Annotated in this window: 14 protein-coding genes; 8 read left to right on the top strand and 6 right to left on the bottom strand. The window is 43.7% G+C overall.

Annotated elements, in window-relative coordinates:
• Positions 1 to 19 precede the first annotated feature (19 nt).
• The 6 genes from PBT90_RS08590 to PBT90_RS08615 all read right to left on the bottom strand — a co-directional run bounded on the left by PBT90_RS08590 (position 20) and on the right by PBT90_RS08615 (position 7,409).
• A complete protein-coding gene (locus PBT90_RS08590; protein ID WP_270132730.1) occupies positions 20 to 208 on the bottom strand; it encodes a hypothetical protein in 189 nt (62 codons plus the stop codon).
• Positions 209 to 210: 2 nt separating this feature from the next.
• The gene (locus PBT90_RS08595) at positions 211 to 1,635 is read right to left on the bottom strand and encodes a purine-cytosine permease family protein (RefSeq protein ID WP_270132732.1); all 1,425 of its coding nucleotides are present in this window, start codon (positions 1,633 to 1,635) and stop codon (positions 211 to 213) included.
• 99 nt (positions 1,636 to 1,734) lie between these two features.
• Positions 1,735 to 4,512 carry a glycosyl hydrolase gene (locus PBT90_RS08600; RefSeq protein WP_270132734.1) on the bottom strand — a complete coding sequence of 926 codons (2,778 nt, stop codon included), beginning with the start codon at positions 4,510 to 4,512 and terminating at the stop codon, positions 1,735 to 1,737.
• Positions 4,513 to 4,522: 10 nt separating this feature from the next.
• Positions 4,523 to 4,840 carry an L-rhamnose mutarotase gene (gene rhaM / locus PBT90_RS08605; protein WP_270132737.1) on the bottom strand — a complete coding sequence of 106 codons (318 nt, stop codon included), beginning with the start codon at positions 4,838 to 4,840 and terminating at the stop codon, positions 4,523 to 4,525.
• 35 nt (positions 4,841 to 4,875) lie between these two features.
• Positions 4,876 to 6,384, bottom strand: a complete 1,509-nt coding sequence (locus PBT90_RS08610; protein WP_270132739.1) for a rhamnogalacturonan acetylesterase — start codon at positions 6,382 to 6,384, stop codon at positions 4,876 to 4,878.
• Positions 6,385 to 6,500: 116 nt separating this feature from the next.
• On the bottom strand, positions 6,501 to 7,409 hold the full coding sequence (locus PBT90_RS08615) for a hypothetical protein (RefSeq protein ID WP_270132741.1): 909 nt from the start codon (positions 7,407 to 7,409) through the stop codon (positions 6,501 to 6,503).
• 165 nt (positions 7,410 to 7,574) lie between these two features.
• On the opposite strand from PBT90_RS08615, the gene PBT90_RS08620 reads away from it, so the two are divergent.
• The 8 genes from PBT90_RS08620 (at position 7,575) to PBT90_RS08655 (ending at position 13,298) form a co-directional block, all read left to right on the top strand.
• On the top strand, positions 7,575 to 7,916 hold the full coding sequence (locus PBT90_RS08620) for a winged helix-turn-helix domain-containing protein (protein WP_270132743.1): 342 nt from the start codon (positions 7,575 to 7,577) through the stop codon (positions 7,914 to 7,916).
• Positions 7,917 to 8,051: 135 nt separating this feature from the next.
• Positions 8,052 to 8,786: a molybdate ABC transporter substrate-binding protein gene (gene modA, locus PBT90_RS08625; RefSeq protein WP_270132745.1), complete on the top strand. Its 735-nt coding sequence runs from the start codon at positions 8,052 to 8,054 to the stop codon at positions 8,784 to 8,786.
• Between the two features lie 5 nt (positions 8,787 to 8,791).
• Entirely contained in the window at positions 8,792 to 9,466 is a 675-nt protein-coding gene (gene modB, locus PBT90_RS08630; protein WP_270132747.1) for a molybdate ABC transporter permease subunit, read from the top strand.
• Entirely contained in the window at positions 9,463 to 10,179 is a 717-nt protein-coding gene (locus PBT90_RS08635; protein ID WP_270132751.1) for an ABC transporter ATP-binding protein, read from the top strand. The genes modB and PBT90_RS08635 overlap by 4 nt, the downstream gene beginning before the upstream one ends.
• A gap of 1 nt (position 10,180) precedes the next feature.
• Entirely contained in the window at positions 10,181 to 10,618 is a 438-nt protein-coding gene (locus PBT90_RS08640; RefSeq protein WP_270132754.1) for a GNAT family N-acetyltransferase, read from the top strand.
• A gap of 105 nt (positions 10,619 to 10,723) precedes the next feature.
• Entirely contained in the window at positions 10,724 to 12,106 is a 1,383-nt protein-coding gene (locus tag PBT90_RS08645) for a sulfatase family protein (protein WP_270132756.1), read from the top strand.
• Between the two features lie 142 nt (positions 12,107 to 12,248).
• Positions 12,249 to 12,689, top strand: coding sequence for a response regulator (locus tag PBT90_RS08650; RefSeq protein ID WP_264809997.1), 441 nt, complete (start codon positions 12,249 to 12,251; stop codon positions 12,687 to 12,689).
• Between the two features lie 6 nt (positions 12,690 to 12,695).
• Positions 12,696 to 13,298: a biliverdin-producing heme oxygenase gene (locus PBT90_RS08655; protein ID WP_264809998.1), complete on the top strand. Its 603-nt coding sequence runs from the start codon at positions 12,696 to 12,698 to the stop codon at positions 13,296 to 13,298.
• The last annotated feature ends 1 nt before the right edge of the window (position 13,299 follow it).

Genomic DNA, 13,299 nt, shown 5'->3' on the forward strand with positions numbered 1-13,299 from the left:
TATAATTTCTTTGAAAAGCCTAACCTTCAGCTTCCTCTTTTTCAGATTTATTCATCCAGAAAGAGGCGCTTACAAACCAAGTGATCGTGCCGATAAGCATGATGTTTTTAGATAGCTCCGGGCTGATTATTTCTTTCATTACCAGCAAGGAGGGAAGGAGCGTCAGGGCTAGACTAAGGAATGAAATGAGTTTTAGTAAGGTTTTCAAAATCAATAGTTTAATGGTGATACAGTAGAGGTGTTAGCCACTTTCTTTTGAATCGCTTTAGAAGCTGCCAAATAAACCAGCACAGCAACAAACCAACCCGGTAAACCTAGGAAGAAGATTTCTATTCCTCCATAGATATTTAAACCTAAGCAAAAGACCAGTGCTATAGCCCAAGTGATACCCACAGCAGGATTGAAGCGGGAATTGGTCAACTCGGCATAATTACTGGCTAGGCCCAGCTTAGGAAGTACGAATACATCCAAGAATATCACTGCACCTAGAGGCATCAAAATCAATCCATAAAGTGCTACAAACTCCAAAAGCTGCATCACAAGCGCTGGAAAACATGCCGCAATGGTGGTCACCAGACCAACAAAAAGCGTCACCTTCCAGGTTTTCCATTTGGGATTGATGGATTGTATGGCTAGTCCTGCACGGTAAAGGGTAGGGTTGGCCGTGGTCCAGCCTGCAATCACCACACAAACTGCACCTGTTATCCCTGCAGCTTCATAAGCTATAGGCCCAGGAGCGAAAACCAGACTTCCATTGGACTCCAAAAGGAACAGTGAATACAAAATCCCAGAGGCCATCCAAGCGATGAAATGTCCCAAAAACACTCCTCCTGAGACAGAAAATCCATAAGTCCATTTTTTGGCGTAGCGCAATATGGACATGTCAGCCATTCCTATGTGCATTCCCATGTTGCAAAACCAGGAGAAGAACATGATGTGCCAAAAGGTAAATTTACTCTGCCCTTCCAGGGGTACTCCATTCCAAATGGTACTTTCGGCCACAGGCCAAAACTCCGAAAAAGAAGTAATGCCTAACCTTGGCAAAACACCGATAGCCGCCGCGATGAACACCATAATCATCCATAGAGCTGCAATATTTGCAAACTTTGAGATCACATTGAAACCAAACATGGCCACTAGAGTGGTGATCGTACCTATACAAAAAACCGTGATCACCCATCCTACACTATTCGGGTAAACATCGGTCAAAGAAGGCATCTGAATGTTAAATGGAATGCCTACAGCGGTGGCTGAAACCGCAATCATGGAACCGGCCAAAAAGCAGAACAAAGCCGCATTGACCAAGTTGTAAATGATCGTAAACTTATTCCCGGCTATTTTCTCCAATTGATAGTAAAGGGTTGTACGGGTTTTCACCGCCACTTTACCCGTGAAAAATGCCCAGCTGAGAATCGCCAGGATATTACCGACTATCAGTCCACTCACCAAGTCGCCGGCAGATGCTCCATGAGCTACAAAAAGTGGCCCTAACACAAACTCTGTTCCTGCGGTATGCTCCCCTGCATAGGTTCCTATAAAGCTTTTCCAGCCTTTGAGTTTGTTTTTGGGAATGGGGGTACGCTCGTATTCATTGACAGCTTCGAGGCGCTGCTTTAGATTTTGCTTTTGGTTCATAGGTTTTTCTTTGGGCGAACTCTCAAAATAGACCAAGGGAATTTTTGAAGTATCCTGTACTATATGGGTTTGGGGGCATATTATTCGAAGTGTTCACATTCAATCGAATTCAAGAATCTCTACTTTTCCTTCGATTCCAGATGGCATAGTTTCCCAGTTACTTGCATCAAATGGCTTATAATCAATGTTTACAAAATTGATTTCATGGTAATTTCTCCACTCTATCCCAGCTCTGTCTAAATACCTGATACTATTAGCCATCAAATTGGCCACTTCAATTTTGATGGTGTTTTCACCATTTTGTAAGTGCTTGCTGATATCCAGCCGGTAAGGAATACTCCAGATAGCTCCTGCAAATTCTCCGTTTACCCAAACCTTGGCAGATTCGTACACCTTATCTATTCGCAGTACATACTGTTTAGCAGCGGATTTTGCTAGCTGAAATTCACTGGTGTAGCTGCCCGTACCCGAGAAATCAACAGCGTCTGGGTCTTTGCTTGCGGTCCATGGAGCGATTTTGTTAAGATTTTGGGCAGCAGGAAGCTTAGGTAGGCCTTTATCAAAAGTCAATTTCCAATCTGATGAAATATCAAGCACTGAAGATGCTTGCTGGTAGTCTGGCCAATCTGGAAGCTCAACCTGCCCTTCATGGTGCATTACTTTGAGGAAAAGCGATTCACCGGATTTCAGATGGAGCTTTATTCGTGTTTTTTGATTTTCAATTTGCGCGTGAATTTCCCCTGCCTTACCGGTAAGCGGATCTAAGACCACTACGGACTTTCCTTTTGCATTCAAAACAAGCTCATCCGAGATCGAGTTTGCGCTATGGTTGACCAGAAAATAATAGGTGGCATCAGCGGTTTTTCTGCGGATAAAGTCCAAACCCGTATCTACTAAAGTTTCTCTGTAAATGCCTAAATCCATTAAAGCCTGATCAATTTCCTCGGAGAGAATTACCTGGCCATTTCCCACTTTGGCTTGCCCGGATACGAAATCGATGGTATCCCAAAGTTGGTGGAAGGCAGTATCTGAAGAGCCCTTTGGACTTAACCCAGGCGTGGATTGAGGTTTGGATTGAAAGATCACCTTAGCCCCGGCTTCTGCCAATTTCAAGATGTTTCCCAGCGTTTCTGCTGGCATAAATTCAGTGTCAGGAATGATCAGCACCTTAGCTTGGTTTGAATCTGAAGTGGCAATCAGTCCATCTTTAGTCCTGGAATTTTGGATCATATCGTCTGAAATGAAATCCAAGGAATAGCCCTGTTCCATCAGTTTTTTGGATTGTTTGTAAAAAGCTGTGGGATGCAACCACTCATCCACTGCATGCACGGTGATCATTTCCATTTTGCCTTTTGGCTCTGCCCAAACATCGTAAACAGGCCAGTAAACCAACAATTCATTATCGGCATTTCCTGCCTGAAGAATAGATTGGGATCTTGTAATAAAGTCATTGAAGCCATCAAAGTGGGACCAAAGACTATTTTGCTGGGTCAGGTTTAAAGAGGCGTAGAAAAGCCAGCCCGGGTAAGGCACATCTTCAGGGCTATAAGTGACTCCATGGTAAAAGATGTGATTTACACCTGCCAAAAAGGCCTGCTCAACCTCAGGCTTCATTTGCGAAAAAGAAGACTTAAAATGCTCACCCAGCCAGGTGAAGGTTTCTGAAGAAACCAGGTTTTTTCCCGTAAGATGAGCTGCTGAAGAAGCAAACTTCAGCATGACCGGATCCGGATCCACGTTCCGAATATCTGCACTATCTCTTCTCAATCCCGGAATGGGAAAGTAACTGGAGCCGAAAGTTTCACATTCTGGAATATCCACCGCTGCATATAGATCTAGAAGGTTTCCCGGGGAGCCATGCGCTTGGTTTTTGGTCAGTTTTCCCTGCTCATGGGCCCAGGCAGTCCAGTTTTCAGTGAAGTTGTTAAGAAGTAGGTCATTGATAGTTTCCCTATAGTCTGATTTGATGCGGCGGACCTTTTCGTTATTTTCTTCACTTTCCAGAAAAGGAAGGAATTCCTTGAGATCATAGCCTCTTCTTTTTTCAAATTCATCAAAAAAGTCCCGCGTAAAATCCGCTCCGTAGACCTCAAAGCTGTCGTTATAAAATGCCCGAAACCCATAATCTTTTCCACTAAGGGCTTGTTCAAAATGTGAATTGTAGGCATTTACGGCAGATTTGCTGAAATGGTCCAAGGTAAATCCTACACCTCCGGGAGCAGCTCTTTTGACCATCTGCCCGGTTTTGTCCAAGAAAATGGCTTTGATCTTCCAGTCTCCCTCTTTGTCCCAGTTGAGCTTGCCCTGCTTATCCACATGAGCTGTAATTTCCTCGGCTTGATTTTGCTGATCATAAGCCATTACTGCTATTAACTCAGCATTGTGTTGGTTTTCTCTTCTTTTCTCGAAAGCGATCTGATCTGTAAACGGAACACCATTCCGCTTCTCGTAATCCTGGATTACCATACTTGTCGCTGCATTTTCTACGCTTACTTGTGGCCCACCAAAAGGCCATCCCGTACCCTGCGTCATATCCACACCCATTCCCAGAGAATTAGCCTTTTGAACCGTAAAATCCAGCATGTTCAACCAGTCTTCGGAAAGAAACTCCAGGTAACGGTCCTCATATCCCTTGGCTCCGTAGATCGGGGCAATTTCCACCCCTCCCAAACCTGCACGGGCATATTCGTCGAGCAGCATGGATAGATTTGGCTCATCTACGGCATTTCCCATCCACCACCAGCGTGTCCAGGGTTTTGCAGTCTGGGTGATTTCTGGCCAAGGATCTGCTGGAGCAGCTTTTTCTTCTAGAGATTGAAATCCCAGAAATAGAAATACAGGAATCAGCAAGAGGATTAAGTAGGTTTTTGAATGCATGGTATTAAGGTTATTTCAGCGTAAAAACTTTCTGGAGTTCTACAGAAGTGGGAGAGTAGTCCGGGTTTGTTTCCATGATATCAGCCATGTATTTCCACCAGCGCTGGACAATTTCGGTATTGCCCAGGTCCTGTGAGGAGGCATCGCCTTTGACCACCTGAATAGCGAATAAGGTAGAAGACTCCTGGTCTAAGAAAATCTGATAATCTACTATCCCACTGTCTTTTAGCAGTTGGGCTAATTCCGGCCAGATCTCATTGTGCCGCCGCTCATATTCTTCTTCGAATCCTTGAATTAGCTTCATTCGGAAAGCAATGGTTCTATTCATTTTGGGTAGTTTAAGTTAAGTTCTGGATGGAGATCCTAATCTTTTAGATAAGAACTCAACTGGTTTTCATTTAACTTTTTGATGGCTTCCACCACTAGTTCTGCATTGAATTTTGCGCCTTCTAATATGGTGTGGGTATGATCAGTTTCGTTGAAAAAATGGGTTCTAACATGGGTTTCTCCCAGTTCATCATATTGATGGGCAACTATGGAATTCAGGTCAATAAATGCCGTTTCCGTATCTTCGGCCACTTGTTTAGCCCAGAGGGCATAGTCATTTTCAGCTGTGAGGACCTTTCCATTTTCCCAGTTGTTTCTTGGGATCAGGGAGCAAACGATGGGGGTCACTCCTTTGGATTTGGCAGCTAGGATCATTTGCCGGAGGTACTGCCCATAGGAATATACCGTTTCCTGGCTTTTAGTGATGGGATTGTAAATGTTTTTGGCCTCCAAACCTGCACTTTTGATAGTACCCCTAGCTCGGGCTTCATCGTCCAGAGGACTGGAGTCATTGTGCCCAAATTGCATGATGAGGTAGTCTCCAGGCTCCATTTTGTCCATAACTCTTTGCCAAAGTCCGTAGGTTTGGTAAGTCCTGCTGCTGGTGCCGCCTAGGGCATGGTTTTGTACTTTGATTTTTTCTGAATCAAAATAGGGAGCGATGAAGTCCCCCCATCCCCAAAGTCCTCCTGCGCCGTCACCTTGACCATTTTTTACCGTAGAGTCTCCGATGAGAAATAAGGTAGGCTTATCTTTCTTCAGGTAATTCTTCAAATCACACTCCTTTAAACTTCTGATTCCTTCAGTAACAGACCAGGCATTGATCCGGGCCCCAGCTTCATTGGTGTGGGTGTGATCCCGCTCAAAAAGCCCTTTGACTACATCAGGTCCCCATTTATCGTATTGATCAGCTACTATTGAATTTAGGTCAATGAAAAAAGCACCTTGCCTTCTTGCTGCATCTTTTGCCCATTTGCCAAAATCCTGGTTGGCCCTTTCTACTTCATTGTCCTGAAACTTGTTTCTAGGGATCATGGAAGCCACGATAGGAATTGCTCCCTTTGACTTCGCATCCTGTATGAATTTTTCCAAATACCACCCATAGGTATGCACCGTCTCCTTACTGCCATCAGGCCAGGTCAACTCCTTAGTATCATCTCCCATACCTCGAAGAACTCCGCGATATCCTGCTCGGGTGGTGTCCGGAACACTGCCTTCATTGTGGCCAAACTGCATGATGACATAATCACCAGCTTGGATGCTTTGCATTACTTTTTCCCAGCGTCCTTCTTTGATAAATGTGCGGGTGCTTCTGCCGGCCATAGCCTGATTACTGACTTTTACCTGAGTGGTATCGAAGAATTCTTCCAAAAAATTGCCCCATCCACGCTGCAAATTCCCTTCGCCTCCATTTCTGACCGTGGAGTCACCGATGAGGTAGATGGTGCGCTTTTGCTCCATCTGAGGGGTAAGAGCAGTCAGGTTAATTAATAAAGCACAGAGAATAAAAAACTTGAAATACGGAGAGGAATAAAACTTATGCATTTACAAAACTGTAGTTTCTAATGGATCTTTGGAGAACCCGTAAAATAGCAAAAGAAATAGTTTTGACTATCCTGCCCCAAGAAAAATGGAGGAATCCTAGCCTTTAGAAAATCGATTTAGATAAAAACATAATCTGCCGGCTTCAATACATAAGTGGCATTTTCGATCAGGTCTGCTTCCTTGTCCCGTCTTCTTCTCAGTCCTGCACTATTTGGCCAAAGCCTTTTCATGGAACGAAATTCCTCAGCCATTGCCCTAAGATTGGCATCTGCGATATGTTTTTGCAGGTTTCTCATTTCCCTTCTGCTATCTGAGGCTGATAAACTGGTACCTCTGTTGTAAACCAAAGAAACCATGGTGCCCTGAACATCTGGGGGGAGTTTTTCTAAACCTGGATAAATTTTGATGCAGCGCCTGGCCCAAATGGGCAAAGACCTGGTATAAAACACCTCAATGGCCGTTTCCCATGGAATATCCACCTCTAGGATTTTACCATGGAGTGCGGCCCTGGCTGCTGTTTTGGTTTTGCCCAGTGCTTGTTTTAAAGTATCAAAGTCTTCTTGGGAAATCAAATCTGACCAGTCTTCGTGAAAAGTAGCCTCATTGACATGGCCTAAATCATAACCGATTCCAATGGTGATTCCGCTGTATTCTCCGGGTAAAATAGGATGGGAATACTTTCTTTGATAAACGGATTTGGACGAAACTTCAAATTCCACGATGATGTCCAGAGATGTTTTGGAAGCGATCAAACTTGCTCCAGGTGGGATTTTAGGAAGTTCTTTGCTAAAGATCATTTCCAGCCTAGAAAGCGTCCTAGAACCCATAATTCCGTCCACATCATTTCCCCGAAATTCTAGAAATCGCTGGAGAGTCTTTTTATTTTCTAAAAAATCTGCATCGGTGGGCTGTTTTAAGTCCAGAAAATCCATAATGGCTAGGGTAGTTTGAGCGTCAAATTCTCCAGTTTCTGCTGCCTGTACGGCTTTTTGAAGATTTATGATTCGATTTTGAAAAGCATTCATAATAAAAGCAAAGGTTAGTTCGATGAAAAATACCTGACAAAGCAAGGCGTATAACTCGGGCATTTCGTGTTCACCTTGATCTATCACCAATATAATCAATTCGACCCTTTGCTTTCCTATTCATTTTTCAATTTCAATCCATTGGAGTATTCTTATTTTTAGATCATGGAAAACAAGGAAATCAGATTACGGGTATGGGTGGAAATGGACGGAAGAAAATTTTTTGGGCCGGGGCCAGCGCAGCTATTGGAGCTGATAGCCGAGGAGGGATCCCTGGCCAAAGCCGCTAAAACCATGGGAATGTCCTATAAAAAAGCCTGGGATATCGTGGCTGACCTGAATAGCAGGGGCAAAGAGCCGTATGTGATTTCCCACAAAGGAGGAGAAAAGGGAGGGGGAGCGGCGGTGACTGCACATGGGGAATCTGTGCTCAAGCAATACCGTCAATTTACCGAAAAGCTCTATGCACTTAAAGAGTCGGAAACAGATTTACTGAAGAATCTTTAAGTGCTGTTTTTAGAAAAACTAGTTGAGATCTTCGTATCATAGCATTTCGATATATATTTGGGTATATATCGGCGTTTGATATATTTGGTTTCTTACCTGAGCATGTTCCTATCCAGCAAATCCAAATGTAGTTTATTGCTTCCAATCTTATTATTAGTTGGAACGTTTGCCAATGCCCAAGGGAGGTTGGTAATTGCAGCGGCGTCGGACTTACAATTTGCGCTGGATTCTGTGATCCAGGTTTTCAATCAAAGGCATCAGGTTAAAGTAGATGTGATTTATGGTTCATCGGGGAAGCTTTTCGAGCAAATATCCAACGGTGCGCCATTTGACCTCTACTTCTCCGCAGATATCGCATATCCACAAAAACTGGCCGAAAATGGCCTTGCAGCTTCTGAAGTGTATGCTTATGGGCTTGGGCGGATAGTGATTTGGAGCCGAAAGATAGCTGTAGTCAAGGAGCAAATGCATGCTTTCAAGAACTCGAGAATCAGAAAAATTGCCATTGCAAATCCTGCTCATGCGCCTTACGGGATGCGCGCAGAAGAAGCCTTGTTGCACTTTAAATTGTGGACTGAAGTAGAATCCAAGTTGGTTTTCGGAGAAAACATCTCCCAAACAGCCCAGTTTGTCACCTCCGGAGCTGCTGACATTGGGATTGTTGCATTATCCTTAGCACTTTCGCCCAACATGCAAAAGCAGGGGGGAAACTACTATTTGATTCCGGCGGAAAGCCACAAACCCTTAGTCCAAGGGGCAGTCATCACCAAGTTTGGCCAAGGGAAAAAACTCGGAGTAGACTTTTTGGACTTCGTCAAAGGACAAGAAGCTGGGAATATATTGAGTTATTATGGATTTACCAAACCATAGGAAACATGGATTTTGAGCCTTTTTACCTGACTATTAAACTGGCCCTGGTGACCACCATGTTCTTGTTTTTGATTGGGATACCGCTGGCCTATTGGTTGGCATTTAGCAAGGCAAAAGGAAAGGTCATCATCGAGGCCCTGGTAGGCTTGCCATTGGTTTTGCCTCCTTCTGTGCTGGGGTTTTATCTGCTCTTAGCTTTTAGTCCGGAGAATTGGTTCGGTAGTTTTTTGGATCAGTATTTTGATGTTCGTCTTGTTTTTTCCTTTCCGGGTTTGGTGATCGCATCTGTGATTTACAGCCTGCCATTTATGGTGCAGCCTCTACAATCAGGTTTTGTGATGAATCCCAAAAATCTGATCGAAACCTCCATGCTTTTGGGCAAAAGCAAACTGACCACCCTTACCCGGGTGTTACTTCCCAATATGAAAAATGCGCTGATTACCGCTTGTATTCTCGCTTTTGCCCATACCATGGGGGAATTTGGAGTGGTACTCATGGTAGGGGGCAATATTCCAGGGGAAACACGAGTGATTTCACTGGCTATTTATAACGAGGTGGAAGCGATGAATTACGCTCAGGCAAATCTATATGCGGGGATTTTACTCCTTTTTTCCTTTTTGGTTTTAATCGGAGTTTACCTGCTCAATCATCGCATGCTGAAAGTAAACTACATAGGATGATAGAGATTGGACTGCAAAAGAAGCTCCAGGGGGCTGCTGGTACTTTTCAGCTTTCCTTTGATGCCAAAATAGAGGCTGGGGAACTGGTCACGCTCTATGGAGCCTCAGGAGTTGGCAAAACCAGCATCTTTAGGATGATATGTGGATTGTTGGCTCCAGATGCAGGTAGGGTTCAGTTTGAGCAAGAGATCTGGTTTGATAAAGCGAAAAAGATCCATGTCAAACCTCAACACCGAAACATAGGAATGGTATTCCAGGATTATTCCCTGTTTCCCAATATGAATGTGCGCGAAAATCTAGCTTATGCATTGGAGAAAAATCAAAGCAAGGAAATCATTGATGAATTGCTGGAGCTTGCTGAACTTGGGCAGCTAGCAGACACTAAACCTAATCTACTGTCCGGAGGACAGAAACAACGCGTAGCCCTAGCCCGAGCCTTGGTGAGAAAGCCAAAATTATTGTTGCTGGACGAACCGCTATCAGCTCTCGATCTGGAGATGCAGTCCAAAATGCAGGATTATATCCTCAAATTCCACAAGGAGTTCAATTTGACTACCATTTTGATCAGCCACGATTTACTGGAAGTAGCCAAAATGTCCAAGCGTGTGCTTCTGCTGGAAAATGGAAAAATCACTCAAGATGGGACACCGGAGGTAGTACTTCCAATGGAACGTTTGATGGGATTCTTAAAGGAAACTAAACACAGAAATTGAAATGACTTACCAGATAAATTCTTTAGAAAGAAATGATTATGTGGAGTTACTGGAGCTATGGGAGGCTTCCGTACGGGCTAGTCATGATTTTCTACAAGAGTCTGATATAATGTATTTTAAGCCACTTATATTAAATACCTACTTTGATGCGGTAGCATTGCGAGGTGTAAAGGGAGCTACTGGAGAGATTTTAGGTTTTTTGGGAGTAGCAGATCAAAATCTGGAGATGCTGTTTGTACATCCAGATGCTATGGGGAAAGGCATTGGTAGGTGCTTGCTAAGCTATGCTGTGTCTGAATTAGAAGTGAAAAAAGTAGATGTAAATGAGCAGAATCCTCAGGCATTGGCTTTTTATCAGAGATTTGGTTTTAAGGTCATTGGAAGATCTGAATTGGATGGTACAGGCAAACCATATCCTATTTTACACTTAGAATTGTAGCTCTAGTTGAGCTATTGGTTTTGATTCTTGTTTCTGATTCATAATCCTTTAATTTTAAGCATGTCATAAAAGTGACTTAAACACTAAATCCAACCCAAGTAACCCATGAAGCAGCTCTTCAATTTGGTCATATTTTTTGTTTTTTCGGTTCAACTTTTCGCTCAGGAATCCAAGCCTAACTTTATCATCATCTTCACAGACGACCAGGGATATGGTGATTTGGGCACTTTTGGTCACCCTACCATCAAAACACCCCATATAGATCAAATGGCAGTAGAGGGGCAAAAATGGACCAGCTTTTACGTAGCTGCCAATGTGTGTACCCCAAGCAGATCGGCTATTTTAACGGGTAGATTACCTGTCCGCACCGGAATGTATAGCAATAAGCGTCGGGTCTTATTTCCGGATTCGGATGGTGGCTTGCCAGCCTATGAATTGACCATTGCCAAGCTACTAAAAAGCTCCGGGTACGCCACGGCGGCCATTGGAAAATGGCATTTGGGTCACCTTCCTGAGTACCTCCCCACCAGTCATGGCTTTGATTCTTACTTTGGAATTCCCTACAGCAATGATATGGACAGAGTCAATGATCTAGATGCTAAAACTGCTTTTCAAGACCCCAAATTTGAATATTTCAACGTTCCACTCATGCGAAACGAGGAAATCATAGAGCGACCAGCAGATCAAAACACCATCACCAGGCGCTACACCGAAGAGGCTGTTAAATTTATTCAGGAAAATAAGGACCAGCCCTTCTTTCTGTATTTGGCACATAGCCTTCCACATGTCCCGCTTTTTGCTTCTACAAATTTCCTGGGGCAGAGTGAACGGGGGCTCTATGGCGACGTGATAGAGGAGATAGATTGGAGTGTAGGAGAAATTCTATCAGCTTTGAAATCCCAAGGTCTTGAGCAGCATACTTATGTGGTTTTTACTTCAGATAATGGCCCCTGGCTGGTGTACAATGAGCAAGGGGGGAGTTCCGGGCTATTGTTTGGAGGGAAAGGCACGAGTTATGAGGGGGGCGTGCGTGTACCTACTGTAATCTGGGGACCGGGAAATGTAAAGCCAGGCGTGGTCAGTAAAATGGGAAGCACACTGGATCTACTCCCTACGTTTTTGAGTTTGTCTGGTGGAAATCTGCCCCAAGATAGAGTTTATGATGGTTATGACCTAAGCCCGGTTTTTAAGGGCAATTCTGAAACCCCAAGGGAGGAAATGTTTTACTATCATGGAGACAGGCTTTTTGCTGTGCGCAAAGGGGATTTCAAAATGTATCTCTACCAAAACAATCCGGCAGGGTATCCGGAGCAACTGGAGAAACTGGAAAAACCAACCTTGTTCAATCTTTCCGTAGATCCTTCCGAGCGCTTTGATCTGGCTGGGCAAAACCCTGAAATCATAGCAGAAATCCAGGCTATCGCAGCGGCCCATCAGTCAGAGATGGTTTTTGGGGTAACTCAACTCGAAAAAAGAATAGGTGACTGATTGTCTCCACCACTATCGCTAAAACATGTGATGAAGAGCAATAAATCCCCTTTCAAAACCATTTTTCAGCAGGAGACGGTCGGTTCTGGGCTTGGCAGTAATTTTAGGTATATTTGTGAAAGCTAAACCACAGTCACCACCTATGTCTAACGAGAAATTAACCTTATTCTATACTGATGATGATCCCGATGATCTTGAGTTTTTCAAAATCATAGTGGGGAAAATCAGTGCGGAATATGACGTGGTCACCCATATGGATGGACCGCAGCTTTTGCATGCTTTGGAAAATCCACCGCCCAATCCTTATGTGCTCTTTCTGGATATCAATATGCCGGGAATGAACGGGATGGAAATCCTCCAAAAAGTACGTGAATCTGAGAAATTCAAAAAACTGCCGGTGATCATGCTATCTACCACCAATGACGGCACCATCATTCAGAAAACCCTGGAACTGGGAGCAAACTATTATGTGACCAAATCATCTGGTTTTAAGGAGTTGCAGGATTCTATTGAGCATGCACTTCAGATCAACTGGAATACTTTCATTCCAAACCCAAATAATTTTCTGTATAACAGTAATTAATGCTACATGAGTAGTATTTCAGCCCGTGTTCCCTTCCCAAAGAGGCTTAAGGAATACACTTCCAAAGCTCACCAAGAATTAGAAGAACTTCCCTTATCCAAGGCGATTCTAGATCCAAATCTTCAGTTAAGTGAGTACTTGCTATATCTAGATCTAATGCATGATGTGCATCTAGCCATGGAGCAGTCTGTATTTCCGGTCCTGACATCCGAAATCCCCGATATTGCTCAGCGAAAGAAGACGCATCTCCTGAACAATGATTTTCGTGCACTTGGTTTCGCGAAAATTAAGCCTAGAGCTATGGTTGATTTTTGGGAAAAAAGCTACTCGAAAAGCTTCGCAATGGGTATGCTATATGTGATAGAAGGATCTACTCTGGGTGGAAAGGTCATTTTCTCGCATGTTCAAAAAAACCTAGCCCTAGACGCGGAATCTGGAGCATCCTATTTTTCTGGATACGCAGCGCAAACTGGTCTTTTTTGGAAAAGATTTATTGCAGAACTTACCGCTTATGAGGAGAAGAGTGTTGAGGGGGAGGAGATTATCTCAGGTGCCAATCATGCTTTTTCTCAGATCAAACAGCACTTTATAGCGTATTCACATTTTTGAT

Origin of the sequence: Algoriphagus sp. TR-M9 (assembly GCF_027594545.1) — a bacterium.
Classification (GTDB): domain Bacteria; phylum Bacteroidota; class Bacteroidia; order Cytophagales; family Cyclobacteriaceae; genus Algoriphagus; species Algoriphagus halophytocola.

Excerpts from the sequence above, each read along its gene's own strand:
- PBT90_RS08610 (WP_270132739.1), bottom strand. The coding sequence starts at position 6,384 with ATGCATAAGTTTTATTCCTCTCCGTATTTCAAGTTTTTTATTCTCTGT.
- modB (WP_270132747.1), top strand. The coding sequence starts at position 8,792 with ATGGATTTTGAGCCTTTTTACCTGACTATTAAACTGGCCCTGGTGACC.
- PBT90_RS08615 (WP_270132741.1), bottom strand. The coding sequence starts at position 7,409 with ATGAATGCTTTTCAAAATCGAATCATAAATCTTCAAAAAGCCGTACAG.
- rhaM (WP_270132737.1), bottom strand. The coding sequence starts at position 4,840 with ATGAATAGAACCATTGCTTTCCGAATGAAGCTAATTCAAGGATTCGAA.
- PBT90_RS08650 (WP_264809997.1), top strand. The coding sequence starts at position 12,249 with ATGTCTAACGAGAAATTAACCTTATTCTATACTGATGATGATCCCGAT.
- PBT90_RS08600 (WP_270132734.1), bottom strand. The coding sequence starts at position 4,512 with ATGCATTCAAAAACCTACTTAATCCTCTTGCTGATTCCTGTATTTCTA.
- PBT90_RS08635 (WP_270132751.1), top strand. The coding sequence starts at position 9,463 with ATGATAGAGATTGGACTGCAAAAGAAGCTCCAGGGGGCTGCTGGTACT.
- PBT90_RS08595 (WP_270132732.1), bottom strand. The coding sequence starts at position 1,635 with ATGAACCAAAAGCAAAATCTAAAGCAGCGCCTCGAAGCTGTCAATGAA.
- PBT90_RS08655 (WP_264809998.1), top strand. The coding sequence starts at position 12,696 with ATGAGTAGTATTTCAGCCCGTGTTCCCTTCCCAAAGAGGCTTAAGGAA.
- PBT90_RS08620 (WP_270132743.1), top strand. The coding sequence starts at position 7,575 with ATGGAAAACAAGGAAATCAGATTACGGGTATGGGTGGAAATGGACGGA.
- PBT90_RS08640 (WP_270132754.1), top strand. The coding sequence starts at position 10,181 with ATGACTTACCAGATAAATTCTTTAGAAAGAAATGATTATGTGGAGTTA.
- PBT90_RS08645 (WP_270132756.1), top strand. The coding sequence starts at position 10,724 with ATGAAGCAGCTCTTCAATTTGGTCATATTTTTTGTTTTTTCGGTTCAA.